Annotated in this window: 26 protein-coding genes; 16 read left to right on the top strand and 10 right to left on the bottom strand. The window is 63.6% G+C overall.

The features are described 5' to 3' along the window. The first annotated feature begins 67 nt into the window (after positions 1 to 67). Complete coding sequence (locus KJP30_RS00430; protein ID WP_218446992.1) at positions 68 to 1,786, top strand: acyl-CoA dehydrogenase family protein; 1,719 nt, start codon at positions 68 to 70, stop codon at positions 1,784 to 1,786. Between the two features lie 18 nt (positions 1,787 to 1,804). Here KJP30_RS00430 and KJP30_RS00435 read toward each other — a convergent pair whose 3' ends face one another. The 4 genes from KJP30_RS00435 to KJP30_RS00450 all read right to left on the bottom strand — a co-directional run bounded on the left by KJP30_RS00435 (position 1,805) and on the right by KJP30_RS00450 (position 5,615). Further along, the gene (locus KJP30_RS00435) at positions 1,805 to 2,668 is read right to left on the bottom strand and encodes a crotonase/enoyl-CoA hydratase family protein (RefSeq protein ID WP_218446993.1); all 864 of its coding nucleotides are present in this window, start codon (positions 2,666 to 2,668) and stop codon (positions 1,805 to 1,807) included. Continuing rightward, positions 2,665 to 3,456 (bottom strand): SDR family oxidoreductase, encoded by a 792-nt coding sequence (locus KJP30_RS00440; RefSeq protein ID WP_218446994.1) that lies wholly within the window; start codon positions 3,454 to 3,456, stop codon positions 2,665 to 2,667. The genes KJP30_RS00435 and KJP30_RS00440 overlap by 4 nt, the downstream gene beginning before the upstream one ends. A gap of 73 nt (positions 3,457 to 3,529) precedes the next feature. Further along, positions 3,530 to 4,765: an LLM class flavin-dependent oxidoreductase gene (locus KJP30_RS00445; protein ID WP_218446995.1), complete on the bottom strand. Its 1,236-nt coding sequence runs from the start codon at positions 4,763 to 4,765 to the stop codon at positions 3,530 to 3,532. A gap of 13 nt (positions 4,766 to 4,778) precedes the next feature. After that, complete coding sequence (locus tag KJP30_RS00450; RefSeq protein WP_218446996.1) at positions 4,779 to 5,615, bottom strand: alpha/beta fold hydrolase; 837 nt, start codon at positions 5,613 to 5,615, stop codon at positions 4,779 to 4,781. 273 nt (positions 5,616 to 5,888) lie between these two features. Here KJP30_RS00450 and KJP30_RS00455 point away from each other — a divergent pair, with 273 nt between their 5' ends. After that, a complete protein-coding gene (locus KJP30_RS00455; protein WP_218446997.1) occupies positions 5,889 to 6,647 on the top strand; it encodes a helix-turn-helix domain-containing protein in 759 nt (252 codons plus the stop codon). Between the two features lie 23 nt (positions 6,648 to 6,670). On the opposite strand, the gene KJP30_RS00460 is transcribed toward KJP30_RS00455, so the two are convergent. Next, complete coding sequence (locus tag KJP30_RS00460; protein ID WP_218446998.1) at positions 6,671 to 7,180, bottom strand: nuclear transport factor 2 family protein; 510 nt, start codon at positions 7,178 to 7,180, stop codon at positions 6,671 to 6,673. Between the two features lie 55 nt (positions 7,181 to 7,235). Further along, positions 7,236 to 8,180 carry an alpha/beta hydrolase gene (locus tag KJP30_RS00465; RefSeq protein ID WP_218446999.1) on the bottom strand — a complete coding sequence of 315 codons (945 nt, stop codon included), beginning with the start codon at positions 8,178 to 8,180 and terminating at the stop codon, positions 7,236 to 7,238. A 391-nt stretch (positions 8,181 to 8,571) separates the two neighbouring features. On the opposite strand from KJP30_RS00465, the gene dusA reads away from it, so the two are divergent. Genes dusA through KJP30_RS00480 form a run of 3 tightly spaced genes read left to right on the top strand, consistent with a single transcriptional unit; the run spans position 8,572 to position 11,171 of the window. Then, a complete protein-coding gene (gene dusA / locus KJP30_RS00470) occupies positions 8,572 to 9,579 on the top strand; it encodes a tRNA dihydrouridine(20/20a) synthase DusA (RefSeq protein WP_343222725.1) in 1,008 nt (335 codons plus the stop codon). A 3-nt stretch (positions 9,580 to 9,582) separates the two neighbouring features. Continuing rightward, positions 9,583 to 10,398, top strand: a complete 816-nt coding sequence (locus KJP30_RS00475) for a sulfite exporter TauE/SafE family protein (RefSeq protein WP_218447000.1) — start codon at positions 9,583 to 9,585, stop codon at positions 10,396 to 10,398. Continuing rightward, positions 10,398 to 11,171, top strand: a complete 774-nt coding sequence (locus KJP30_RS00480; RefSeq protein ID WP_218447001.1) for a hypothetical protein — start codon at positions 10,398 to 10,400, stop codon at positions 11,169 to 11,171. Before KJP30_RS00475 ends, KJP30_RS00480 begins: the two co-directional genes overlap by 1 nt. Before the next feature lie 18 nt (positions 11,172 to 11,189). Here KJP30_RS00480 and KJP30_RS00485 read toward each other — a convergent pair whose 3' ends face one another. The 3 genes from KJP30_RS00485 to ccmI all read right to left on the bottom strand — a co-directional run bounded on the left by KJP30_RS00485 (position 11,190) and on the right by ccmI (position 13,306). Next, the gene (locus KJP30_RS00485) at positions 11,190 to 11,426 is read right to left on the bottom strand and encodes a DUF1289 domain-containing protein (protein WP_218447002.1); all 237 of its coding nucleotides are present in this window, start codon (positions 11,424 to 11,426) and stop codon (positions 11,190 to 11,192) included. 5 nt (positions 11,427 to 11,431) lie between these two features. Next, complete coding sequence (gene ruvX, locus KJP30_RS00490; RefSeq protein ID WP_218447003.1) at positions 11,432 to 11,929, bottom strand: Holliday junction resolvase RuvX; 498 nt, start codon at positions 11,927 to 11,929, stop codon at positions 11,432 to 11,434. A gap of 144 nt (positions 11,930 to 12,073) precedes the next feature. After that, positions 12,074 to 13,306, bottom strand: coding sequence for a c-type cytochrome biogenesis protein CcmI (gene ccmI / locus KJP30_RS00495; protein WP_218447004.1), 1,233 nt, complete (start codon positions 13,304 to 13,306; stop codon positions 12,074 to 12,076). 170 nt (positions 13,307 to 13,476) lie between these two features. Between ccmI and KJP30_RS00500 the strand changes: the two genes are divergently transcribed. The 10 genes from KJP30_RS00500 (at position 13,477) to rarD (ending at position 22,191) form a co-directional block, all read left to right on the top strand. Further along, entirely contained in the window at positions 13,477 to 14,721 is a 1,245-nt protein-coding gene (locus KJP30_RS00500) for a sarcosine oxidase subunit beta family protein (protein ID WP_218447005.1), read from the top strand. Between the two features lie 106 nt (positions 14,722 to 14,827). Further along, on the top strand, positions 14,828 to 15,070 hold the full coding sequence (locus KJP30_RS00505) for a hypothetical protein (RefSeq protein ID WP_218447006.1): 243 nt from the start codon (positions 14,828 to 14,830) through the stop codon (positions 15,068 to 15,070). A gap of 117 nt (positions 15,071 to 15,187) precedes the next feature. Beyond that, positions 15,188 to 15,517, top strand: a complete 330-nt coding sequence (locus tag KJP30_RS00510) for a sarcosine oxidase subunit delta (RefSeq protein ID WP_218447007.1) — start codon at positions 15,188 to 15,190, stop codon at positions 15,515 to 15,517. A gap of 62 nt (positions 15,518 to 15,579) precedes the next feature. Further along, positions 15,580 to 18,600 carry a sarcosine oxidase subunit alpha family protein gene (locus tag KJP30_RS00515; protein ID WP_218447008.1) on the top strand — a complete coding sequence of 1,007 codons (3,021 nt, stop codon included), beginning with the start codon at positions 15,580 to 15,582 and terminating at the stop codon, positions 18,598 to 18,600. Beyond that, on the top strand, positions 18,593 to 19,165 hold the full coding sequence (locus KJP30_RS00520; RefSeq protein WP_218447009.1) for a sarcosine oxidase subunit gamma: 573 nt from the start codon (positions 18,593 to 18,595) through the stop codon (positions 19,163 to 19,165). Before KJP30_RS00515 ends, KJP30_RS00520 begins: the two co-directional genes overlap by 8 nt. Positions 19,166 to 19,239: 74 nt before the next feature. Next, positions 19,240 to 19,656, top strand: coding sequence for a hypothetical protein (locus tag KJP30_RS00525; RefSeq protein ID WP_218447010.1), 417 nt, complete (start codon positions 19,240 to 19,242; stop codon positions 19,654 to 19,656). A 92-nt stretch (positions 19,657 to 19,748) separates the two neighbouring features. Continuing rightward, complete coding sequence (locus KJP30_RS00530) at positions 19,749 to 20,348, top strand: superoxide dismutase (protein ID WP_218447011.1); 600 nt, start codon at positions 19,749 to 19,751, stop codon at positions 20,346 to 20,348. A gap of 151 nt (positions 20,349 to 20,499) precedes the next feature. Next, on the top strand, positions 20,500 to 20,730 hold the full coding sequence (locus KJP30_RS00535) for a hypothetical protein (RefSeq protein WP_218447012.1): 231 nt from the start codon (positions 20,500 to 20,502) through the stop codon (positions 20,728 to 20,730). After that, entirely contained in the window at positions 20,730 to 21,182 is a 453-nt protein-coding gene (locus KJP30_RS00540; protein ID WP_218447013.1) for a host attachment family protein, read from the top strand. Before KJP30_RS00535 ends, KJP30_RS00540 begins: the two co-directional genes overlap by 1 nt. Before the next feature lie 94 nt (positions 21,183 to 21,276). Further along, on the top strand, positions 21,277 to 22,191 hold the full coding sequence (gene rarD / locus KJP30_RS00545; RefSeq protein WP_218447014.1) for an EamA family transporter RarD: 915 nt from the start codon (positions 21,277 to 21,279) through the stop codon (positions 22,189 to 22,191). Here the strand turns inward: rarD and KJP30_RS00550 are convergent. After that, positions 22,128 to 22,685, bottom strand: coding sequence for an LOG family protein (locus KJP30_RS00550; protein ID WP_218447015.1), 558 nt, complete (start codon positions 22,683 to 22,685; stop codon positions 22,128 to 22,130). The genes rarD and KJP30_RS00550 overlap by 64 nt on opposite strands. A 131-nt stretch (positions 22,686 to 22,816) precedes the next feature. Here KJP30_RS00550 and KJP30_RS00555 point away from each other — a divergent pair, with 131 nt between their 5' ends. Further along, a complete protein-coding gene (locus tag KJP30_RS00555) occupies positions 22,817 to 24,784 on the top strand; it encodes a LysM peptidoglycan-binding domain-containing protein (protein ID WP_246594316.1) in 1,968 nt (655 codons plus the stop codon). The last annotated feature ends 111 nt before the right edge of the window (positions 24,785 to 24,895 follow it).

Below are 24,895 nucleotides of genomic sequence, written 5' to 3' on the forward strand. Positions count from 1 at the left end.
CGTCAAACCCGCCATCACACATTCAAAGGATATCCCGATGCAGCCATATGCGGCCCCCCTTCGTTCCATGGATCACGTCTTGGCCCGGATTGTCGGGATGGACGATTTGCAGGGCAGGTATCCCGACGCGGATCCAGAGCTTGTTTCGGCCCTTTTGGAAGAGGCGGGCCGGTATATCGCGGGCGAAGTGGCCCCGCACAACCTTGCGTGGGACAGGATCGGCGCGCGCAGAACCGAGGATGGCGTGACAATGCCCGACGGCATGAAAGCCGCGTGGGACGGGTATCGTGCGCTTGGCCTGACCGGGATCACCGCACCGCCGGAATTTGGCGGACTGGGGTTGCCGCATACGGTTTTCTCGGCGGTGCAAGAGATGACGGCGGCCGCCGGCCTGTCCTTTGTTCAGACGCCGATGCTGAACCTCTGTGCCATCGAGGCGCTGGAGGTTCATGCGCCGGAAGCGCTGAAACGCCTCTATTTGCCACGCATGGCAGCGGGAGACTGGACCGGGACGATGAACCTGACTGAACCGCAGGCGGGGTCGGACCTTGGCGCCCTGCGCACACGGGCCACTCGAGCAGGGGACGGCAGTTATCGGATCAGCGGGCAAAAGATCTTTATCACCAGTGGCGAACATGATCTGGCAGAAAACATCGTTCATCTGGTTCTGGCCCGGCTGGAGGATGCGCCTGCGGGCACGCGCGGTTTGTCGTTGTTCCTCGTGCCCAAGTTCCTTGTCGGGGATGACGGCGAATTGGGGCCCCGAAATGACGTCACCTGCGCGGCCATCGAGGAAAAGATGGGCCTGCATGCCTCGGCCACATGCACGATGATCTTTGGCGAAGCCGGCGGTGCCAAGGGCTATCTGATCGGCGAAGAACACAAGGGCCTTGCCTGCATGTTCACCATGATGAACTCGGCCCGGTTGCACGTCGGGTTGCAGGCGGTGGGCTGTGCTGAACGCGCCTTTCAGATGGCCGCCGCCTTTGCCGCAGAGCGGGTGCAGGGCACGCCGCTTGGGGCGGAGGCCGGAGCACCGATCCGCGACCATGCCGATGTGCGACGGATGTTGATGACCATGCGTGCGCGCATCGCGGCGGCGCGGGCCATCTGCTATCGCACGGCCAAGGCGCTGGACATGGGCGATGATGCCGTGGCCGATGTGCTGACGCCGCTGGCCAAGGGATATGCCACCGATATCGGGGTCGAGGTCGCCTCGGACGCGATGCAGGTTTTTGGCGGCATGGGCTTTGTCGAGGAAACCGGCATCGCCCAGATCTATCGCGATGTGCGCATCACGCCGATATACGAAGGCACCAATGGCATCCAGGCATGGGATCTGGCGAACCGCAAGCTGCGGCTGGCGGGCGGCGCGGCCTTTGATGGTGTCGTTGCGCAAATCGCGGGCTTCGTGGCAGAGCAACCCCGGGCCGGGGCAATGGAAGGGGCATTTCGCGCGCTGAGCGCGGCGGTGGAGGCGGTGACCGCCACGGCCGGATGGTTGCGGGACCAGCATGACAGCGCCCCGCGCAGCGCGGCGGCTGGGGCCGTACCCTTTCTGCGCATGGTCTCGGACACAGTGGGCGCGTGGTTGTTGCTCAAAGGGGCGGTGGCGGCGCAGGCCGAGATCGACAGCGGCGCAAAGGACCCGTTCCTGCACGCTCAGATCACGCTGGCGCGGTTCCATGCCGAACGGCTTTTGCCGCTGGCCGTGGCGCAGGCCGCGCCCATCCAGACGGGCGACGACCTTGTGTTCGGGGCTGATCCAGAGATGCTGGTGGCCTGAATCCCGCCGGACCCGGGGTCATTCGAACCCGGGTTCTTCCTCCCAGTCCAAAGCGCGCGGCATGTCGCGGCTGACCTTGCCGGTGAAGGCGGGGGCGCGTTTTTCGGCAAAGGCGCTCACGCCTTCCTTGCCGTCGCGCATGCTGAGTTCGAACATGGTGCGGCTGTCGATCTTGTGCGCCTCCATCGGATGGGCTGCCCCGGCCATGCGCCACAGCAACTGCCGGTTCACCGCAACCGAGACCGGTGCCGTGCCCCGTGCATAGCGCTGCGCCAGCTTGCGGGCAGTGGGCAAAAGGTCCTCAGGCGCGACGAGATGCCGGGCAAAACCTGCCCGGTGGGCTTCGGCCGCGCCGATGATCTCGCCGGACAGCGCCCAGTCCAGAGCGGTTTCCATGCCAACGAGGCGCGGCAGGAACCAGCTGGAACAAGCCTCCATCGAGATTCCGACCTTGGAAAACACAAAACCGATCCGCGCCCGTTCCGACAGCACCCGGGCATCCATGGCCAGCGTCATGGTTGCGCCAATGCCCACGGCGACGCCGTTGATGGCGCCGATCACCGGTTTCTTCATGCGGAAAATACGCAACGTGACCTGCCCGCCAGTGTCGCGGATCTTCTCGGCTTCGGGTCCGTAGGGATCGACGCTTTCGTCAAGGCCAAAGACATTGCCGCCCACCGACAGGTCCATCCCGGCACAAAAGGCGCGGCCTTCGCCCGTCACGATCACCGCGCGTACTTCGTCATCGGCATCGGCCATTTCCAGTGAGTCCTGAATCTCATGGCACATCTGCACGGTGAAGGCATTCAACCGGTCCGGGCGCGACAGGGTCAGCGTGGCGATGCCGTCCTCGACGGCATAGGTCAGGGTGTCATGGCTCATGCGGCACCCCCGAAGTCAAGCGGCGCGCCGTTCAACGCCCAGCCGCCATCCGCGGTCATCACGGTGCCGTTGACGAACCCCGCCGCGTCAGAGCCGAGGAACAGGCAGGCGCGGGCCACGTCCTCTGGTGCGCCCCACCGCCGCATCGGCACGCTGGCGGTCACGCGGTTGCGTGCCTCGTGCGTGGGCGCAAGCCGTGCCATGCCTTCGGTGCCGTCGATCGGGCCGGGGATCACGCCGTTCACCCGCAGCCCCTCTGGCGCCCATTCGATGGCAAGGCAACGTGTCACCATGTCAACGCCGGCCTTGGCGGCGCAGACATGCACCTGATGCGACATGGCCACCACCGATTGCGGGGCAGAGATGTTGATCAAGCTGCCGCCGGGTTTCTTCATGTGCGGATATGCGGCCTTCATCACGTGGTATGTGCCCAGCAGGTCGATATCGACCACAGCCTTGAAACCATTGGGGCTGATGTCGTGGGCCAATGCCGGAAAATTGCCCGCAGCGCCCGAAACCAGCACGTCGATCTGACCGACCTCATCCGCAAAGGCGTCAATTCCCTCGGCCACGACGGCAGCATCGCGCACGTCAAAGGTATAGCCCAGCGCCGGGCCCGCCGTGTTCGAGAGCATCCCGACCGCCGCATCGACCTTTTCCTGCCGGCGCGAGGCCACGCCGATCCGCGCGCCCGCTTCGGAAAACGCTTTGGCGATGCCAAGGTTGATGCCGCTGGTGCCCCCCGCGATGAAGACATTGCATCCGGTGTAGTCGAAGTTCGCTTTCATTTTCCGTCCTTGCGTTCAAAGAAAAGGGCGGGCGCTTGGCACGCCCGCCCTGACAGTCGGCTTCAGTGAGGTGTCATCCAGCGGTGGCCATCTGGAATTTGGGCTGCTGGAATTTCTGCAAGCGGGGCAGGACCTCGGTGCCGAACAGACGGATCGAATCCTGCGCCTCTTCGCCCGACAATTCGCCGCCGTGGCCCATCATCAGGAAGGTGCCCAGCCCGCCGATCTGTTCGGCGAACTCTGTGATCTGGTGGTGAACGTCATCGGGGCTGCCGGCAAAGACAAGATTGGCGTCGATCACGTCCTCCATCGGCACCTCCCCGGTCCAGTCGCGGCCCGACCCGATCTGCAAGACCGTCCCGTCGCGTTTCTGAACCGGGAAGTGGTCGCCCGCGCGGCCGCGTGTCTGGTTCTTTTTCATCCACATGACGTTGCCTGCGGGCGGCATGTAGCCCGGCGGGTTCATAAAGACATCCGACACGATCGAGGTGGTGCGCAGGTAGCCCATGATCTTTTCGGCGCGCGCCCAGCCTTCCTCGCGGGTCTCGCCCACGGCCATGATGCCCATGTAGGCGAATTTCTCGGGGCCGGGTTCGGGCAGCCCGGCCTCTGCTGCACCCTGATAGTAGGCCTCTTTCAGCTTGCGCGCGTTCAGGCCGGACAGGAACATCGCCATGGTATGGCCGCGCGCGCCGATTTCCTTGGCCGAGCCAAGCGAGCCTGCGGGAATCCAGATCGGCGGGCGTTCCTGTTGGTAGGGCCGGGGCCAGATGTTGACCTGCCGGAAATGGTGAAAATCGCTTTCCCAGTTGAACGGTCCCTCGTGATGGGTCAGCGCCTTGATGATAAGGTCATGCGCATCCCAGAAACGCTCCATGAAACGTGCGGGGTTCGAATTGGCGGGGGACAGTTCATAGGGCGCGGCCTTGGTAAAGCCCACGTCCAGCCGCCCCTTGGTCACGCAGTCGATATAGGCGATTTCCTCGGCCAGCCGGATCGGGTCTGTCCGGTTGGCGATGGGAAAGCCCAGACCCAGCAGGCGTACGTTCTTGGTGCGTCGCGCCAGCATCGACAGGGTCATGGTGTTCGACGGCGACAGGCATGTGGCCGAACTGTGGTGCTCGTTCACAAGGATGTTGATGCCGTATTTATCGCACAGCTCCCACTCATCGAGCCGGGCGTTGATCAGGTCCGAGGCGATCTGCGGGTCGCAATATTTGTTCGGCAAGGTCACGCGCAGGCTGTCGTGGTTATCCTGGTGCTCCCAGGCGCCGGGGTAGGGTTGTTCCGAGAAATAATAGGTTTGCATGGGGGCTCCTCGCTCAGGCGGCCTCGTGGCGCGCGGCGGCGCTGGTTTCCAGGAATTCGCGCAGCAGCCGCAGCGTGTCCTCGGGCTGTTCGTGCCACGGGTGGTGGCCGGCCTTGGCGACGGTTTCGAAAACGGCGCCGGGGATCGCCCCGGCCATCTGGCGGCCATAGTCGGGTGGGGTCACACCGTCCTCTGCGCCCCAGACCACCAATGTTGGCACATCGATCAGACCCGCCCAGTGGCGCAGCGCCGGATCATGCATGTAGGGTTTCCAGCCATAGCGCGCGACCGCCTCGCGCGAGCGGGCCAGCGCCCACATCTGCCAGTCGGACATTTCGGTATACTTGTTCAGCTTGTTGTCCGGGTCGGCGTATTCCAGCGCCTCGAACTGCGCGAAGGGGGTGCCGTAGATATCCGCGATTTCACGGGTTTCCCGGTCTCTGAATTTCATCCCGACCGACCCGATCAGGGCCAGGGCGCCGATCCGCTCGCAGCCCGTGGCCGCCAGTTCCAGAGCGATCCAGCCGCCAAAGCCCGCGCCGATCACGGTCACGTCTTTCAGGTCCTGTTCGCGCAGGAAATGGGCATAGAAGTTGGCAAGGTCATGGATGGTCTGAAACGCATCCGGCCCTTCGCTATGGCCGAACCCGGGGTGCCACGGGGCAATCACACGTGCCTTTTGCGACAGTCCCAGCAGAAAAGGATGGTCAGGAAAGATACCGTCCAGTCCATGCAGGTAGAGGATCGGTTGCCCCGAGCCAAGATCCACAAGGTCAATGTTCAGCCCGGCGATCCGAACCCTTGTTTCGGGGCGATCGTCCGGTTGGGTAATGTCAAAGGGCGGTGCCATGAGTTCCTCTCCATTATTGTCTATAATGATGTAATAATCCCGTTATGCAGTCAACATGAGAATGCCGGATCTTTTCAAGACGCGCGAATGTGATGTCTATTAGTTTGAAGCTATTCAGATTTTCAGCTATTGGTGCTGCGCCCTTTCAGTGCATCGACCCCTGTTTCCATGGACCGGTGCCTATCTGAGGAAGCGCGCAGGTTCGGTCTTCCTGAACCTGCAAATCCTTGGAGGGGCCATTGAAACGGAAGTGAACGCACGCAGATTGTCCAGATGCCCGATGTCGCCACGAACAAGACCGTTTTGCCTGCAGGGGGCGGCCCCTTTGCCTTGTCCTCGTTGACGGTGGGGATCTTTCTGAACGATCAGCCGGCGCATCGCTTTGCGCATGCAGGCACGCTGGCCTCATCGGTGCCGTTAAGGGCCAGGCAGGGGTGGATCCTGCCGCCGGGCAGCGAGGGGGTCTGTGAATATGATCAAGAGCTTGAGTTCGTCACCGTGCAACTGGACGATGCCATTCTAGCCGAGTTCGGGATAGAGCGGACGGTGGATTTCTCCCCGATCCTTGGGGACATTGATCCGCTTTTGCTCAACCTCAGCCTGACGGCCAGCGAGGCCGCCAGCGGCAGCACGCTTTACCGCGAAACGATCCAGCGCGCTCTGGCCGCGCAGATCGTCGAGCTGATCAGGCCAACCCCGTCTTGGAGCGGCACAGTCACGGACCGGCGCCTGCGCCGGGTCCTGGATCACATTCACGACCAGCTTGCCGAGGATCTGTCGTTGACGGCAATGGCCGAACTGGCCGCCATGAGCCCGACCCATTTCTCCAAGGCCTTTCGCAAGGCGATGGGTGAGTCGCCCCTGCAATATGTCATCGCGGCGCGGATGGAAAAGGCCGCAGTCCTGTTGAGGACCACGGCCCTGACGGTGGCCGAGGTGGCCTACCGCGTGGGGTACGAGGATGTCAGCCGCTTCGGGCAGCACTTCAAGCGCAGGTTCGGTGCGACCCCGGCGGCGTTCAGGACGGGATGATCCGCAGGATCGCTGCTGCGATTTCAATCCTGTGTTTTGGCCGTGCGTTCTGCGGCAAGCGCCACCAGTCCGCGATCACCGGTTTCCCAAAGTGCGGTCATTGTCAGGGACCGAACCTTCCATCCTTCCTCGGTTTTGGTCAGTTCATAGGTGTACCGCCCACCCAGCACCCACAGGGCCGCGTCGATACGGTGGGTCGCGGTGAAATCGGCCTCTGCTCGGGCCGTGTTTTTGTCCAAGGGCGTCACGCTGTGATTGGTGACCATGTGGTGGGTTGCCTCGAACCCGGGCAGGAAGCCTGACCACGCTGCGATCAGTTCTTCGGCCGGTTGGGTTTGCGGCTCGCCGCCCCAAAGGCTTGTGTAATCGGTGGTCACTGTATCCGCGAAGGCGGCCCGCACGCGGCGCCAGTCGTGCCGGTCCGCGCCTGCCGCAATGTCGGTGATGAGGTCAGAGATCTGGGCCGGTTCAGCAAGGGCCGCCCCGCCGATCAGGCAGGCGGCGGCGAGGTGGGTCAGGAAATGCGATGTCATGGGAAGCCTCCGTAACAAGGGGAGGGGCCGGGATTTCCCGACCCCTGTATCAGGATCAGCGCGCCGCGTGGAAATGGTCGGCCACGGTTTCAGCAGCGCGTTCAACGTCCTCGGGGTTGTCGTAGAAGTCGAACTGGGTCACGTCCTCCAGCCACTGCATTGTGGCGTCGCCGGTGAAGCCTCCAAGGAAGGAACGGACGCCCTGCGGGATGGCCGCGCTTTCCGAATGAACAACGGCCAGCGGTTTATCCAGACGCTGCGGGTTGTCGGCGGGGTGATAGGTCAGCCAGCCTTCCCAGCCCGCGTTGTTCCACTTGTCGTCATACTCGGGGATCGCGCCGCGATCTGCATCGTAGTAATAGCCGCCGATCGGCATCAGCACACCTTCGGCACCTTCGGGGCCGGCAGCGGGGATGATCTGGCCTCCGGCCGCTTCGGCCTGACGCGACACGTCGATCAGCGATGCAACGCCCGCGGCACCGCCATAGACGGTTTCGACGATCTCGGCGTTCTGAAGCCACGGCGCGACAAGGCCAAGACGATTGACCAGCGGGTTTCCGGCGACCGCATCCACCATGTAGCCCGCCGAGGCACAGATCCCGAGGCCATGCACCTGTGATGCGTCGACCTCGGGCAGGGTGGCGACAAAGGCAAAGGCCGCGCGGATGTCCGATGTTTTTGCCTCGGGGCTTTCGACAAAGCGGTCATGCTGCGGCAGGTCGCCGGATTTGCCCCAACCGCGGAAGTCGAAGGTAAAGGCGGCAAAGCCGCGTTCGGCCATTTCGCGGGCATAGTTGGCGGGCATCTGTTCTTGGACCGAGGTCCAGGCGCCGGTCACGACAACCGTCGGCAGGGGCGCGCCGCTGTGGCCATCGGGCAGATAGAGCGTGCCCGCGAGGGTGGCGCCTTCGTTTTCGAAGGTGACGGCGCGTGTTTCGATATCCGCCAAGGCGGTTGTTGCCATTAGCGCGGCGGCTGTGGTCAGGGTGGTCAGTTTCATGTTGGTCTCCATCTTGGACGGTTGGTTTTCGTCATGAGGGGAAGATGAACATTGACCCGTGCCGTGAGAGGCGCGATTCCTGTCGTTCGATATGCCATTCCTGTGCTTTGCGGGCGCATTGGCCCGGAAGCAGCCCGCGCGTCGATGATCCCGGCGCGCACCGGGCGCAGTGACGGAGCACTTTGTTCCTGTCGGTGGGGTTGCGGGCCGATCTGGCCAAGAGTTGTGCTGGCCTGTTCGGATCGTTAGTAGGGTCCGAAATCCGGGATTTGCCTGCTGCGGGTGACGGCCGGGGCTGGTCTGGCCAAGCCCGCCTGCCGCGCCGGGTCGTGAAACCGCGCCGGTGCGCCCTAGAACCCGAACAGGCACCGGCAAAGATGGAGAGTGCGACGTGAACACGACGGTACACGCAACAGTGGCCAATGCGGCGCGCCTGTCCGTCGCCCCGATGATGGATTGGACCGACAGGCATTGCCGGTATTTCCATCGGCTGATGTCTGGACGGGCATTGCTGTATACCGAGATGGTGACCGCACCCGCCTTGGTACGTGGTGGCGCGCTGCACCTGCTGGACTTCAATGCCGAGGAACACCCAGTGGCCCTGCAACTGGGCGGGTCGGATCCTTGGGAACTGGCGCAGGCCGCAAGGATGGGACAGGCGGCTGGCTATGACGAAATCAACCTGAATTGCGGCTGCCCGTCGGATCGCGTGCAATCGGGCACCTTTGGTGCGGTGCTGATGAAACATCCGCAGACCGTGATCGACTGCGTCAAGGCAATGCAGGACGCGGTGGATGTCGAGGTGACGGTCAAATGCCGGATCGCGGTCGACGATCAGGACCCCGAAGAGGTGCTGCCCGAATTCCTCGCCCGGCTGGGTGCCATTGGCTGTGCGCGGATTACCATCCATGCCCGCAAGGCTTGGCTGCAAGGGCTCAGCCCCAAGGAAAACCGCGACATTCCTCCGCTGGACTATGACCTGATCCATCGCATGCGGGCGCTGTTCCCGCATCTGCACCTGTCGGTCAACGGTGGCATCACCAGCCTTGATCAAGCCGAAACATTCCTTGAAGGCGGACTGGACGGCGTGATGGTCGGCCGCGCGGCCTACCATCAGCCATGGGACATTCTGGGCGAGGCGGATGCCCGTATCTGGGGCGAGGAGCGGGCGCAAAGCCCCGAAGAGGTCGCCCGGGCCATGTTGCCCTATGTCGAGACTCATCTGACCTCTGGCGGCAAGCTGCACCAGATCACGCGGCACATGTTGGGGCTTTTTGCGGGCCGTCCGGGGGCGCGTCGCTGGCGGCAAATCCTGTCCACCGGGGCCAGCCGCGACGGCGCGGGGCCTGAATTGGTCGAAGAGGCGCTTTCACATATCGGACCGGCAAAGGCAGCCTGACACATGGATTTATCGATTGTTCTGCCCCTTCTGGGGGTGCTTGTTGTTGCGGCGGGCTTTGCCGGGGTGCTGGCGGGGTTGTTTGGCGTCGGCGGGGGGATCATCCTTGTGCCCGCCTATTATTATGTCTTCTCGGCGACGGGGTTTGACGGGCCGCAGTTGATGCAAGTCTGCCTTGCGACCTCGCTGGCCTCGATCATCGTAACATCGACACGGTCGGTCATGGCGCATAACAAACGCGGCGCGGTGGATTGGGCGATCCTGCGGACGTGGGCCCCGGGCATCGCGCTGGGTGCGCTGGTGGGCGTCTTTATCGCCGCCGGCCTGCGGTCCGAGGCTCTGGCCGTGATCTTTGCTGTCCTGGCCATGCTGGTTGGCCTGTATCTGGCCTTTGGCCGCAAGGATTGGCGTATCGCCGCACAGATGCCGGGGATCGTCACGCGCTCGGTGTTGTCGCCTGTGCTGGGATTCCTGTCGGTGCTGATGGGGATCGGCGGTGGCAGCTTTGGCGTGCCGTTGATGACGCTGTATAACGTTCCGATGCACCGGGCGGTGGCGACGGCGGCCGGGTTTGGCCTGTTGATCGCGGTGCCTTCGGTGCTGGGGTTCCTGTTCGTCACGATCGACGGGGCGCCGCCATGGACGCTGGGCGCGGTCAACGGTCCGGCCTTTGTCGTGACGATCTGCATGACCGTTCTGACCACGCCACTGGGAGCCAAACTGGCCCATGCCTTGCCTGCGCTGGTGCTGCGGCGCATCTTTGCGGTCTTTATCCTGATCGTCGCCGCCAACATGATGCGAGAGGCCCTGTGGGGCTGATGGATCTGCAAACGCGCGGCTGGACGCGGTTCGGTGTCGATCCCGACACGCTGGCCTGGGCGCGGGCTGCGCGCGAGGCCGGGATGCAGGTCTTGGCGGATCCGGAGATGCGCCGGCAATGGTTGCAATGCGAAGGCACGTGGTTTGTCGGTGTCGACGCATTGCCCACCGCACCGGATGGCAGCGTGGGCGGCGTACCCCTTGCCGGGGCGGCGGTGTCCGCGCTTGGCGCGCTGCCGCCACTTCATCCCGCGCAACTGTCCGTCACTTACCCCGGCTATCCGCGCCCCCGTGCAGGGGAGAGCGACGCCAGCTTTCGCTATCGGTTGCGGCGCGATGCGGCCCATGTGGACGGGGTGATTGCCGATGGCGCAGCACGGCGCCGCCGGATTCTGGAACCGCATGCCTGGATCCTTGGCCTGCCGCTGACAGAGGCAGAGCCAACCGCCAGCCCGCTGGTTGTCTGGGAAGGCAGCCACAGGATCATCCGCGAGGCGCTGTTTGCCGAACTGTACAAATACCCGCGGGAACGCTGGACCGAGGTCGATGTAACCGAAGCCTATCAAGCCGCACGGCGGATCTGTTTCGATCAATGCCGCCGGCTGCCGCTGCCTGCGGTTCCCGGCGAAGCGCTGGTGCTGCATCGTCACCTGCTGCACGGGATCGCGCCTTGGGCCGAGGGGGCAAAAGCGCCGCAAAAAGGGCGGATGGTTGCCTATTTCCGCCCGCAGATGGCGGGCGGTGTCAGCGCATGGATCGCAGAGGTGGCGTAACCCGCCGCGACGGCCGGATCAGTTCCCGGATGCAACGCGCGCCGCGCGCCCGCCGCGACGCTTGCGCAAGCGTCCCGAGCGTTCGGGAAGTTCATCCAGAACCTCGCGCCGTTCCTCGGGCGACATTTTGGACCAGAGGGTGATTTCCCGCGCGGTCCGCAAACAACCGGTGCAGAGCCTTTCACGCGGATGGATCACGCAGACTTTCACGCAGGGGCTTTCGATTTCTGATCGCGCCCAGACGTCGTCTTTCATCAATACTACTCCGGCTCGTCCGTCGTCTTGCCCAGACTGTCCAGATGCCTCATCCGGTCCAGCGCTCCCTGAAGGATATAGGCCGCGGCCACATGATCAATCACCTCAGAGCGACGTTTTCGCGTCGTATCCGCCTCAAGAAGGGCTTTTTCGGCGGCAACTGTCGATAATCTTTCGTCCCAAAACGCAATCGGCCCCGGCCAGAGTGCCTGAAAGTTGCGCGCAAAGGCGCGGGTGGACTGGCACCGGGGGCCTTCGCTGCCGTCCATGTTGCGCGGCAGGCCGAGGACGATGCCGCCAATGGCGCGCTTCTCCAGAATGGCCCGAAGCTCGGCGGCATCGACGCCGAATTTCTTGCGTTTGATTGTTTCCAGAGGCGTCGCGACCGATCGGAAACTGTCGCTGACCGAGACGCCGATTGTGCGCGTGCCAAGATCCAGCCCCGCAAGGGCGCTCATCGGAGGGAGCGCCGCGGCGAAATCTTCGATCGTGTCGTGGATCATCTTGTCCGGTTCCTGTCCGCGAGTGCGATTAGAAAGAGCGCCTTGCGGCGCGCAGGTTGCCTCGCCCTCGGCCTGTGGCCTCTGGCTCGAGCAGGGGCGTCGCAACGCGGATAGCCGTAGCGGAGTTTCCGGGCCGGGGCCGGGTCACTCGACGATCCCGGCCTGCCGCGCGGCGGCTTTGAGTGTTTCCAGCGCCTCGGGGCGCTGCGCAAAGACGGTCAGCGACTCGTTGTAGATGGCCCCGGCGCGCTCGGTCTCGCCCAGAACGCCGAGGGACGAAATCAACCGCGCCCAGTCTTCTGGCGGGCCGCCTTCTTCGGCGAGCCGGGCCGAGAGTTGCCCCACCATGCCTCGGATCATCTCTTGGCGTTCTTCCGGGGTCATGTCGCGCGCCGCGGCGATGTCTGCCGCGCTTGGGCCACGGGGCGTGCCGCCCAGAGTCGGCATCTGGAAATCCTGAACCCCGGCCATAAAGGCCAGATCCTCGATCTGGCCGCTGATCGGCGCCACCCATGGATCCTGCGCCGTGCTTTCGCGCAAGAGCTTGTTCCACATGCGAAAGCCCACGTCGGGGCGGCCGACCTGTGCCATCATCAAGCCGCCGTAATAGCGCGCCACGCCATTGTCGGGGTCGCGCGACAGGGCCTGTTCCAGCACCGACTGCGCCTCTGGCGAAACATAGCCGCCGGCGGCAAGGATCATCATATCGGCCAGATCGGTGAAATCCTTTGCAGTCGCGGCGTCCCCCTTGAGCTGGATCACCTGTGCCTGCGCCTTGTAGGCGGCACTGAAATTGCCCAGCCGCGCCTCGGACCGGGTCAGCAGAAGATGCCCTTGCAGGTCATCCGGACGGCTGGCCACGGCCTGCCGCAAACGTTCCACCAGCTGCATATAGTCCGCCGAGACATCCGGCGCCGGTTGCGGGGGGATTCCGGCCTCGACCTTGGCCTGCGAGGGCCGGTTCTTCAAAGCTTCGTCCGCACGGGCCAGCCGCGCCTTAAGCGGTACGTCAGCATAGCCCGGCGCGCCGATCTGTGTGTAAAGACCATAACTGCCGCCGATCACGGCCAGCCCGATCACCGCGGCCAAGACCAATCCCAGCGTCCGCGGTTGTTCCGATCGGGAACCGCCCTGTTGCAGCTTGGCATCCGCCGCGAGCAAACGGCGTGAGATCTCCACGCGCAGCCGTTCCGCCTCTTCTGCCGGGATCTTGCCACGCGCGGCGTCGGCCTCGACCTCCTTCAACTGGTCGCGATATACATCAAGGTCAAAAGCCTCTGCCGGACCGGTCGCACGGCGTCCACGCAACAACGCCAGAACCAGCGCCCCGGCGGTCAAAAGCACGGCCCCTGCGGTCACAATCCAGAATACGGTCATCGGCCTCCCTTTCTTGATCCTGATTTAAGCCGCGGCCCCGATGGAAAAAAGGGCAAAAGGACGCGATGACGCGCCATGTCGCAACCGCACGCTATTGTGACGGTTGCACACGTCTTCAGTTTGGCGTTTGGGTGCATCACAGCCAAAACGGAGATCCGGATTCGAGCGCCATGAAACGATATTCCGCCTTTGCCATTGCCCGCGAAGCCTTTTTTGGCCACCAGAACTGGGAGCGCGCCTGGCGCAATGCCCAGCCTAAGAAACGCTACGACGTGGTTATCGTCGGCGCGGGGGGGCACGGCCTTGCGACAGCCTATTACCTCGGCAAGAACTTCGGCATCACCAATGTGGCGGTGATCGAGAAGGGCTGGCTGGGGGGCGGCAACACGGGCCGCAACACCACCATCATCCGGTCGAACTATCTTCAGGATCCCTCTGCCGCGATCTATGAAAAGGCCCGCAGCCTGTACGAGACGCTGAGCCAGGACCTGAACTATAACATCATGTTCAGCCCGCGCGGCGTCATGATGCTGGCACAGACCGAACATGAGGTGCGCGGATACAAGCGCACCGCCCATGCCAACGCCCTGCAAGGTGTCGAAACCCGCTATATCACCCCGCGCGAGGTCAAGGAGATCGTTCCGATCATCAACCTCGACGGTCCGCGCTACCCGGTGCTGGGCGCGCTCTGGCAGGAACGCGGCGGCACAGCCCGCCACGACGCCGTGGCCTGGGGCTATGCGCGGGCCTGTTCGGCCATGGGCATGGATATCATCCAGAAATGCGAAGTCACCGGCGTCAGCCAGGAAGGCGGTCGCGTGACCGGCGTGGACACCACCAAGGGCCATATCGCCTGCGAGAAGCTGGGCATCGTGGTCGCCGGCCATTCCGGCGACCTTGCCGCAAAGGCAGGCTTTCGTCTGCCGCTGGAATCCGTGCCGCTTCAGGCGCTGGTGTCGGAACCGATCAAGCCGATCATGGATTGTGTCGTCATGGCCAACACGGTGCACGGCTACATGAGCCAGTCCGACAAGGGCGAAATGGTCATCGGCGGCGGCACCGACGGGCACAACGGCTATACCCAGCGCGGCAGCTTCCACCATGTCGAAGAAACCGTGCGCGCGCTGATCGAAACCTTCCCCATGGTCTCGCGGCTGAAGATGTTGCGGCAATGGGGCGGGATCGTCGACGTGACCGGCGACCGCTCGCCCATCCTGTCGAAAACCCCACTCGAAGGCTGCTTCATCAACTCCGGCTGGGGCACCGGCGGCTTCAAGGCGATCCCGGGCTCGGGCTGGGGCTTTGCCGAACTGATGGCCAAGGGCCATTCGCCACTCTGCGAGGAATTCAGCATGTGGCGCTTCGGCGAGGGAAAATTTATCGACGAATCCGTGGCGGCGGGGGTGGCGCACTGATGCGCGTGCAACCGCTCATGCCCGACACAGTGCGGAACCCCGTCGGGGGGCAGGCCGTTGTGTTGTCAGATCGTAGAAACGAGATGACAACCAAGGAGGCTTCGCCATGTCCGACGCCACGCATAACAATACGACCACCACAACCACGACCCGTGACCGGGGCGGCAACAGCGGGCTGGCCTTCATCGTCGGCATCCTTGTCGTCGTCGTGGCCCTGCTGGGGTATGTCGTCTTCTCGGGCGGTGTCCCCACGGCCTCCGGTGACGGCGGCGCAGATCTCAACATCACCGTGCAAAGCGACGATGGCGCAGCGCCTGCGGCCGACCCGAAAGGCGGCGGCGACAACTGATCCGTCCATCAATGCTCTGGCATTTCCGGGGGTCGAGGCGCGTCTGCGCCCCGGCCCCTTTGCCTGTGAGCGCACGACATCCCGCAACGCCTCGATGCTGCAAGAGGAGACCGGACAATGCTGATCCTTGAATGCCCCTACTGCGGCGTCAAAGCCGATGAAACCGAATTGCACGCCGGCGGCGAGGCGCATCTGACGCGGCACGGCCCCGGCTCTTCGGATGAGGACTTCGAGTCCTACCTTTTCATGCGCGAAAACCCGAAGGGTGTGCATTTCGAACGCTGGCGCCACGTGAATGGCTGCGGAAAATGGTTCCACGCAGCGCGCTGCACCATGACGATGGAGGTCTTCGGGACTTATCCGGCCCAAACCACCGAACCGCCACAGGAACTGCGCGACGCGATTTCCGAACAACGCCCCGGCTGGAGCTGGAGAGATCTGTCGTGATGTTTCTTCTTGGTGAAAATACTCAAAATATCAAACGCCTGCAAAGCGTGGAGGCCTGAGGCATGAGCATCCGTCTCGCCACCGGCGGCCGTCTGATCGACCGCACGACCCCTGTGACATTCACCTTCAACGGCAAGAAATTGACCGGTGCCAAGGGCGATACGCTCGCCTCTGCGCTGCTGGCCAATGACCAGATGCTGGTGGGGCGCAGCTTCAAATATCACCGCCCGCGTGGGATCGTCGCCTCAGGCGCCGAAGAGCCGAACGCGCTGGTGAACCTCGGTGAAGGCAATCGCCATGAGCCGAACCAGCGCGCCACCACGACTGAGATCTTTCCGGGACTGGCCGCAAGTTCACAGAACCACTGGCCCTCTCTGGAATACGACGTGGGTGCCCTGAACGGCTTTTTTGCGCGCTACCTGACGGCCGGGTTCTACTACAAGACCTTCATGTTCCCGCGACCGTTCTGGAAACATATCTACGAGCCTTTCATCCGGCAGTCGGCGGGGCTGGGCAAGGCTCCCGATCCGGAGAACCGGGACCCCGACACCTACGAACATTTCTACGCTTTCGTGGATGTGCTGGTGATCGGCGGCGGTGTCGCGGGATTGCAGGCGGCCAAGGCGGCAGGCGACAGCGGTGCCAAGGTACTGTTGATCGAACAGGACGCCAACTGGGGTGGCCGCGCGCCCGTCGACGGTGGTGAAATCGACGGCATGCCCGCCGGTGAATGGATCAAGACCACGCTGCAAGCCCTTGAAGACATGCCAAATGTCACGCTTCGCAACCGCTGCATGGGGGCGGGGGTCTATGATCACGGCTATGTCCTGGGATACGAACGGCTGACCGACCATCTTGGGGCATCCAAGGGGCCGCGCCACCGCTTGTGGCGCATTCGGACGGCGCAGATCATCACCGCAACCGGTGCGATCGAACGCCCGCTCAGTTTTGCGGGCAACGATATTCCGGGCGTGATGCTAGCCTCGGCCGTGCGCGATTACCTTGTCGACTACGGCGTTGCCGCGGGCAAAAAGACTGTCGTTGTCACCAACAACGACGATGCCTACCGCACCGCAATCGCGCTCAAGAAGGCCGGGCTTGACGTCCCCGTGGTGATTGATGCGCGCGAATACGGTGGCGGCCCGCTGATGGAAGAGGCCAAGGCGCTTGGGATCCGCGTCGAAACCGGCAAGGCCATCGCCAAGGTCAAGGGCGGCAAGCGGGTCACTGGCGTGGCGCTCTGCGCCATGGCGGGCGGCGGCGCGCTGCTGGAGGAAATCAAATGTGACGCGGTCGCCATGTCTGGTGGCTGGTCGCCCGTCGTGCACCTCTGGTCGCATTGCGGCGGCAAGCTGACATGGGACGATGCACAGGCCTGTTTCCGCCCCGATCCGGCGCGGGCGCCCACGGGGGCCGACGGTCAGGCCTTTGTGACCTGCGTTGGCAGCGCCAATGGTCATCTCCGTCTGAACGACGTTCTGCAAGATGCTGACAAGGCTGCAAAAACCGTATCCAAGGCGGCGGGTGCCACGGTCTCGTCCACCGCGGCCCCTCAAGGTGCGGACAGTGACGAGGCCGCGTTGATGCCGGTTTGGCTGATGCCTGCCAATGCCTGGGATGACCTGCGCATGAAGGCCTGGCTGGACTACCAGAACGACGTCAAGGTTTCTGACGTGCAACTGGCCGCACGCGAGGGTTATGAATCGGTCGAACATACCAAGCGCTACACGACGCTGGGCATGGCGACGGATCAGGGGAAATTGAGCAACATCAACGGTCTGGCAACGCTTGCTGCATCGTTGGGTGAAGATATTCCCAATGTCGGAACCACCACGTTCCGTCCGCCCTATACCCCCATCAGCATGGGGGCCATCGGCGGCGAGGCGCGCGGCGAGATCTTTCAGCCGGTGCGCAAGACACCGATCCACGGCTGGCATGAGGAAAACGGTGCAAAATGGGAACCGGTTGGCCACTGGCGCCGTCCCTATTGCTACCAGAAACCGGGCGAAAGCGTGCATGACGCCGTGAACCGCGAGGTTCTGGCGACGCGCAACAGCCTTGGGATGCTGGATGCCTCGACCCTTGGCAAGATCATCGTCAAGGGGCCGGACGCGGGCAAGTTCCTCGACATGCTCTACACCAACATGATGAGCACGCTGAAACCGGGCAAATGCCGCTATGGTCTGATGTGTACGGAAAACGGGTTCCTGACGGACGACGGCGTTGTGGCGCGGATCGACGAGGATACTTTCCTGTGCCACACCACCACCGGCGGCGCGGATCGCATCCATGCCCATATGGAAGAATGGCTTCAGACCGAGTGGTGGGACTGGCAGGTCTATACCGCAAATGTGACCGAGCAATACGCACAGGTCGCCGTGGTCGGCCCCAACGCGCGCAAGCTGTTGGAAAAGCTGGGCGGCATGGATGTCTCGAAAGAGGCGCTGGCCTTCATGGAATGGAAGGATGGCACGCTGGGCGGTTTCCCTGTGCGGGCTTACCGGATCTCGTTCTCGGGCGAACTGAGCTATGAAATCGCCGTGCCCGCGCATCTGGGCCGTGGTTTCTGGGATGCCCTGATCGAGGCCGGCAAAGAGTGGGACGTCACCCCCTATGGCACCGAGGCGCTGCATATCATGCGGGCCGAGAAGGGCTTTATCATGATCGGGGATGAGACCGACGGCACGGTGATCCCGCAGGATCTGGGCCTGCACTGGGCGATCTCGAAGAAGAAAGAGGATTTCCTTGGCAAGCGGGCGCAGGTGCGCAGTCACATGGCCGATCCGAACCGCTGGCAATTGGTGGGGCTGGAAACGCTGGACGGCTCTGTCCTGCCCGATGGCGCCTATGCAGTTGCTCCGGGGCGCAATGCCAACGGGCAGCGCAACACCGAGGGCCGCGTGACCTCGACCTATTATTCGCCGACGCTGGGCAAGGGGATTGCCATGGGGCTGGTTCACAAGGGGCCGGACCGCATGGGCGAGACCGTGACCTTTATCGGTGACGATGGCGAAACCGAACACAAGGCCAGGATCGTGAACCCGGTCTTCTTTGATCCGGAAGGGGAAAAGCAGAATGTCTGATCCGGTTCTGCCGCTGGGCGGCGTGCGTTTCGAAGGTCTGGTGGACGTTCGGGAAACTGGCCCGCAGGGGATGATCACCCTGCGCGGCGATCTGGCCGATGGCGATGTACAGGCGGCGGTCACCGACCTGACCGGCGTGGCCATGCCGGATCTGCGCGGGGCCAACACCGAGGGCGACACCGGTCTTTTGTGGATGTCGCCTGACGAATTGCTGGTGCTGGTGCCCTATCGTCAGGCCGCACAAGCCGTCACGCGGCTAAGCGAGGGGCTGGAGGGGCATCACGTTCTTGTGGTCAATGTCTCGGATGCGCGGGCGCTGTTCCAACTGCGCGGGACGCAGGTGCGCGACGTTCTGGCCAAGCTGGCGCCGGTGGATTTCGCCCCCGAGGCTTTTGCCGCAGGCGAACTGCGCCGCACCCGGCTGGCACAGGCAGCCGCCGGCATCTGGATGAGCGATGACACCACGGCGCATGTCTTCTGCTTCCGGTCCATGGCGACCTACATGTACGGGCTGCTGTGCACGGCGGCGGACCCCAACGCGCGGGTAGGCTTTCACGCCAAATAAGCCGGGCGTGGCAGTTGCCTTGTCGGGCGGCTCTGCCGATATTGGCAGGGTCGTCCCCAAGACACGGAGCCGCAATGCGCCGCCTGTTCCTGACCTGCCTTGCATGGATGGCCCTTGCGGGGGCTGCTGCGGCGGAAAAGACCGCTTACCAGTGCTTCATCAGGGGCACGTCGGAAAGGCAATGGATCCAGCCATTGATCTTTATCGCGCTGGATCGGGCCATTGACCGCGTTGTCGTGTCCGACGCGTCAATCCTTGGGTTCAACGACGGCGTTCCGGTCGAAGGGGCGCTGATCAAGGACAACAAGGCGCGGCTGACCGTATCGTGGCAGTTGCAGATGCGCTCGGCCTCGAACCAGCGGGTCGACATGGCCTACCGGGCGACCTTTCTCAAGTCCACGGGCAAGGTGAATGTCACTGCGCGCCCGCTGGGCCGCGAGGGGCTGTTCAACCGGTCCGGCACCTGCACAGTGACGAAACTTTCGGGTTGAAGTCATCTTTAGCGGGTGGCGCAGGGTTGACGATCCGGTGCAGGCGCGACACCTATTGATCCATCTACCGCCACATCACGAAGGGGTGAACCATGGCTTTCGAACTTCCCGATCTTCCTTACGCACATGACGCGCTGGCCAGCCAGGGCATGAGCCAGGAAACGATGGAATACCACCACGACATCCACCACAAGGCCTATGTCGACAACGGCAATAAGCTGATCGCCGGCACCGAGTGGGAAGGCAAGTCGCTGGAAGACATCATCAAGGGCACCTACAACGCTGACGCGGTTGCCCAGAACGGTATCTTCAACAACGCATCCCAGCACTGGAACCACATGCAGTTCTGGGAAATGATGGGCCCGGGCCCGAACGCGATGCCCTCTGAACTCGAAGCGGCGCTGAAAGAAAGCTTTGGCACCGTCGAAGAGTTCAAATCGCAATTCGCCGCGGCCGGTGCCGGTCAGTTCGGTTCGGGCTGGGCGTGGCTGGTCAAGGACGCCGACGGTGGCCTGAAAGTCACCAAGACCGAAAACGGTGTGAACCCGCTGTGCTTCAACCAGACTGCGCTGCTGGGCTGCGACGTGTGGGAGCATTCCTACTACATCGATTTCCGCAACAAGCGTCCGGCCTATCTGGCCAACTTCCTGGACAACCTGGTGAACTGGGAAAACGTGGCCTCGCGCCTGTAAATCCCGCCCTAGCCGGAAATACCGAAAGGCCCGCCTGTTTGGCGGGCCTTTTTCGTATTTGGGCTGATCCCGGATCCCTTGGCCGCAATTCGGAACGCCCGCGGCAGGTCATGCGTTTGTCTTTGAATCGCAAAGCATTGGAGGAACGACCATGGCCGACCGTGCAAGATCAAAAGATGGACGCCGCGAAACCGAGGAGGTCCTTGGCGAAAAGCCCGAAGATATGGGGCCTGCGCCGGGCGCTCAGGGCCGTTCGGGTGGCGAGATCGCCCGCAAGGTGGGCACCCGTGATGAGGTGAAACGCCACGACCAGACGTCGGCGGGCAAGACGCGCCCGCTCGCGCAGGACCAGAACAGAAGCGGCGACAAGGAGAACGTGTGATGGGTATCTTGACCAAGGGCACATGGGTGCTGGTTGCCGATGGTGAAAAGGCGCTGTTCCTGCGCAATGACATCGACGACATCAATCCGGACCTGAACGTGGTGCGGATCGAACAGCAGGAAAATCCGTCGGACCGCGAACAATCCGCCAACCGTCCGGGCCGCATGAACGATGCGGGACCGGGGCAGAAGTCGGCGATGGACGACACCGATTGGCATGAACTGGCAAAGGAACGCTTTGCCGATGACCTGTCCGAGATCCTGTACAAACAGGCACATAGAGGCGCTTTTGACCGGATCGTCATTGTCGCGCCGCCGCGAACGCTGGGCGAATTGCGTGACAAGCTGCACAAGGAAGTTCTCGACAAGGTTGTGGCGGAACTGGACAAGACTCTGACCAACCATCCGATCGACAAGATCGAAACGCTGCTGGTGAACGAACTGGCGGCTTGACAGATTTGGGTCGGGGCAGCGCCTGTTGCCCCGGCCCTTGCCCTTGGAAATCCGTCGCTCTACCCATTGGCGGGTAACGACGAAAGCCCTCCTCATGAACAACAGCACGTCCGGTGTCCTGCTGATGATCGCTGCCTGCACGGTCTGGGGGCTGTCGCCGATCTATTACAAGCTGCTGGTGAATGTTCCGCCGCTGGAATTGTTGGCCCATCGCACGGCGTGGTCTTTGGTGGTCTTTGCCGGGCTTCTGGCGGTTCAGGGCCGGCTGGGACAGCTCAAGGCGCTGCTGGGGCAGGGCCGGTCGGTGCTGATCACCGGCTTTGCCGCCCTGATGATCACCGCCAACTGGTTTCTTTTCATCTTCTCGGTGCAAATCGGACAGGTGCGTGAAACCTCCCTAGGCTATTACATCTTTCCCCTGGTGGCGGTTCTTTTGGGCGTGGTCGTGCTGCGCGAACGGTTGGCCGCCCTGCAATGGGCGGCGGTCGGGCTGGCGGCGCTGGCGGTTCTGCTGCTGACGCTGGGACTGGGCGATGCGCCGTGGATCGCACTGATCCTTGCGACCACCTTCGGGGCCTATGGGCTGATCAAGAAGCGCCTGACAGCCGGGGCTGTCGTATCGGTCACGGGTGAGGTTCTGTTGCTGACGCCGCTGGCGCTGATCTGGCTGGGGACGATCCATGCACAGGGCAAGGGCGTCTTTGGCAGCGATTTTCAAACCTCGGCGCTATTGGTGTTTTCCGGCTTTCTGACGGCGCTGCCGCTGATCTTTTTCTCTGCCGCAGCCAAGCGGGTGGACATGGCCACCATGGGATTGTTGCAATACATCAACCCGACCTTGCAATTCTTCTGTGCCGTGGTGCTGTTCGGTGAGCCCATGACAACATGGCATGTAGCGGCCTTTGGGCTGATCTGGGCGGCGTTGGCCTTGTATTCCGCCTCGGGTTACGCGCGGGGCAGGGCGCGCCGCAAAAGCGCCATGACCTCCTCGGCCGAACCACCGCTCTGAACGAAATCCAGCAGCGAGCCATCGGCAAAGCCGCTGTCGACCACATGCGCCATCAGCGCCCGCAGAGGCCCCCAATATCCCGCCACATCCATCAGGATGATCGGCTTGTCGTGCAGGCCCAACTGGCGCCATGTGAGCACTTCGAAGAATTCGTCCAGCGATCCGGCCCCACCGGGCATGACAACCACAGCGTCGGCGTTCATCAGCATGACTTTCTTGCGCTCGTGCATCGTCTCGGTGATGACGAAACTGGTCAGGTCGGTCTTGCCGACCTCCAGTTGCAGCAGGTGCGTGGGGATCACGCCAAAGGTCTCGCCACCGGCGGCCTGTGCGGCCCGTGCCACGCTGCCCATCAGCCCCACGTCGCCCGCTCCATAGACCAGCCGCCAGCCTTCCTGCGCCAGCGCCTGACCCAGCACCTCTGCCTGGGTGGTAAAGTCGGGATTGTCGCCCTTGCGCGATCCGCAATAGACACAGATGGAGAAGTTGGACATCGCGGGCCTCAAGGCTAGTAGAAAAAACGACTTTTGACGCTTGTTAGCCTGTGGTTTATATTCGCTCAACCGTACTGTTGGCCTGCTGTCGGGGGGCTTGGGCCACAGAGGCTGATATTCGGAAGGCTGCCATGAGCAAGATCGTACTCTATTTGGTCCTCGCCGGCGCAGGCACCGCCGGTGCCGTGGCGGTGATGGTGATGACCGGCATGATCGACATGCCGGGCGCGGCAAAGCCGGATGCGCCCGCCCCGGAGGTTGCCGCCGATGCGCCCAAGGCACCGGTTTCGCCCGATCCGGCAAGCCCTTCGACACCTCTGGCCCCATCGGCAACGGCAAAGGTGGCCGATCCGGTGGCCCCGGACGTCGCACCGGCAGATCCCGTGAAACCGGTCGAGGTTGCGGAACCGACCGAAACGGTGGATGCGCCCGAACCGGTCAATCCGGTTGTGCCGACTGACCCGGCCATGCCGCCGGTTGACACCGCAGAGGCGGCCGAGCCTGCGGAGCCGGTGGAAACGGCCCTTGCGCAGGATGTGGCGGATCCCGATCCCGCTGACCCTGCGGCGGTCCCGGCCGCGCCGGACGAAACCGTTGCAGCACCCGCGCCGGATGAAACCGCTGCCGCGCCTGTTGTGACCGATGGCGATCTTGATCCGGCCTCGGTCGAAGCTGTTCCGGATCCCGATGCGACCGCGCTGATCCCGCTGTTTGATCCGAATGCCAAACCGGTGGCCGAGGAGTTGCTACTGGACGGCGATCTTGCCATCAAACGGCCCAGCTTTGACGTCGTGCGGGCGGAAACGGATGGATTTTCGCTGATCGCGGGCGGAGGAGAGCCGGGCGCCAAGCTTGAGGTCATCGTTAATGGCGAACCGGTCGAAACGCTTGAAATTGGCCGGGACGGCAAGTTCACCACTTTCCTCAACCTGCCGCCGGACCGGGCCGCAGTCATCACGCTGCGCCAGACCAAGGATGAACGAACCGTCGTTTCCGAGGGGGAACTGATCGTCGCCCCGCGTCAGCAGGTCGCTGCCGCGGATATTACGCCGGAACGGCAACCGGCGGTGCCGGTGGACACAGGCCCGATCCTTGAGCGACAGCCCGACGCGCCCGAGGCGGACAGCGCGCCTGCCGCTGGCGATGCGGTTGTGGTGGCCGATGGGCCTGAACCGGGGTCCGTTGACCCGGTGGATTCCACGTTTGTGCCCCTGGCGGATGGCGACCAACTGGCCCGTGTTGACCTGCAACCCGACGTGGGCGAGGGGCCCGATCCGCTGGGTGCACCGAAATGGAATGGCGCGCCGGCACGCGGCCCCGTTCCCGGCAGTCAACCCGCCCCGGCGACGGCGGGCGCACCGCTGCGCCCCGGCGGTTTGCCCGGTGCTCAGGCCGCCGTCGACAGCAAGGATCCGACCGAACCGCAGGTTGGCACCGTCGATCCGGCGCGACTTGCCGGGGCCGACCCGGCGGATGGCACGGGGGCAGGGCGTCCGGCGGCCGATCCGGTGATCACGGCAAGGGCCGAACCTGATGTCGGCGACGCACCGGTCACGCCACGCCCGCCCGCCGTGCTGCTGTCTTCGCCGCGCGGGATCGAGGCGCTGTCGACTGCGCCGATCGCTCCCGGTGACGTGGCGCTGGATTCGATCAGCTATGACGATTCCGGCGATGTCCTGCTGTCGGGGCGCGGCACGACGGCGGCTTTCGTGCGCATCTATCTCGACAATACGCCGGTCACCACCTCGCGCATCCGCGAGGACGGCCGTTGGCGCGTGCAACTGCCCGAGGTCGACCAAGGCACCTATGTGCTGCGGGTGGACCAGATCGACGCGGGCGGACGGGTCTTGGCGCGGGTCGAAAGCCCCTTTCTGCGGGAAAGCGCCGCAGTTCTGGAACAGGCCGTGGCCGGGGGCCGCGGGCCGGTGCGCAGCGTGACGATCCAGCCGGGCAACACGCTTTGGGGGATCTCGCGGCAACGCTATGGCGACGGGATGCAATACGTCCGCATCTACGAGGCCAACCGCGACCGCATTCGCGATCCCGACCTGATCTATCCCGGACAGATCTTTGATTTGCCGGACGGAGAAACCAACTGATCCAGCGGTTATTCCGGTGTTGCGCGGTGTCCTGCGCTGTTGCACGGGGGACAGGTTCGGTTTGCAACGCTGTCCCCCGGCTTGCAGCCTGCGGCCCGCCGCCCTAGGTGA

It is taken from the genome of Antarctobacter sediminis (assembly GCF_019218285.1).
GTDB classification, from domain to species: domain Bacteria; phylum Pseudomonadota; class Alphaproteobacteria; order Rhodobacterales; family Rhodobacteraceae; genus Antarctobacter; species Antarctobacter sediminis.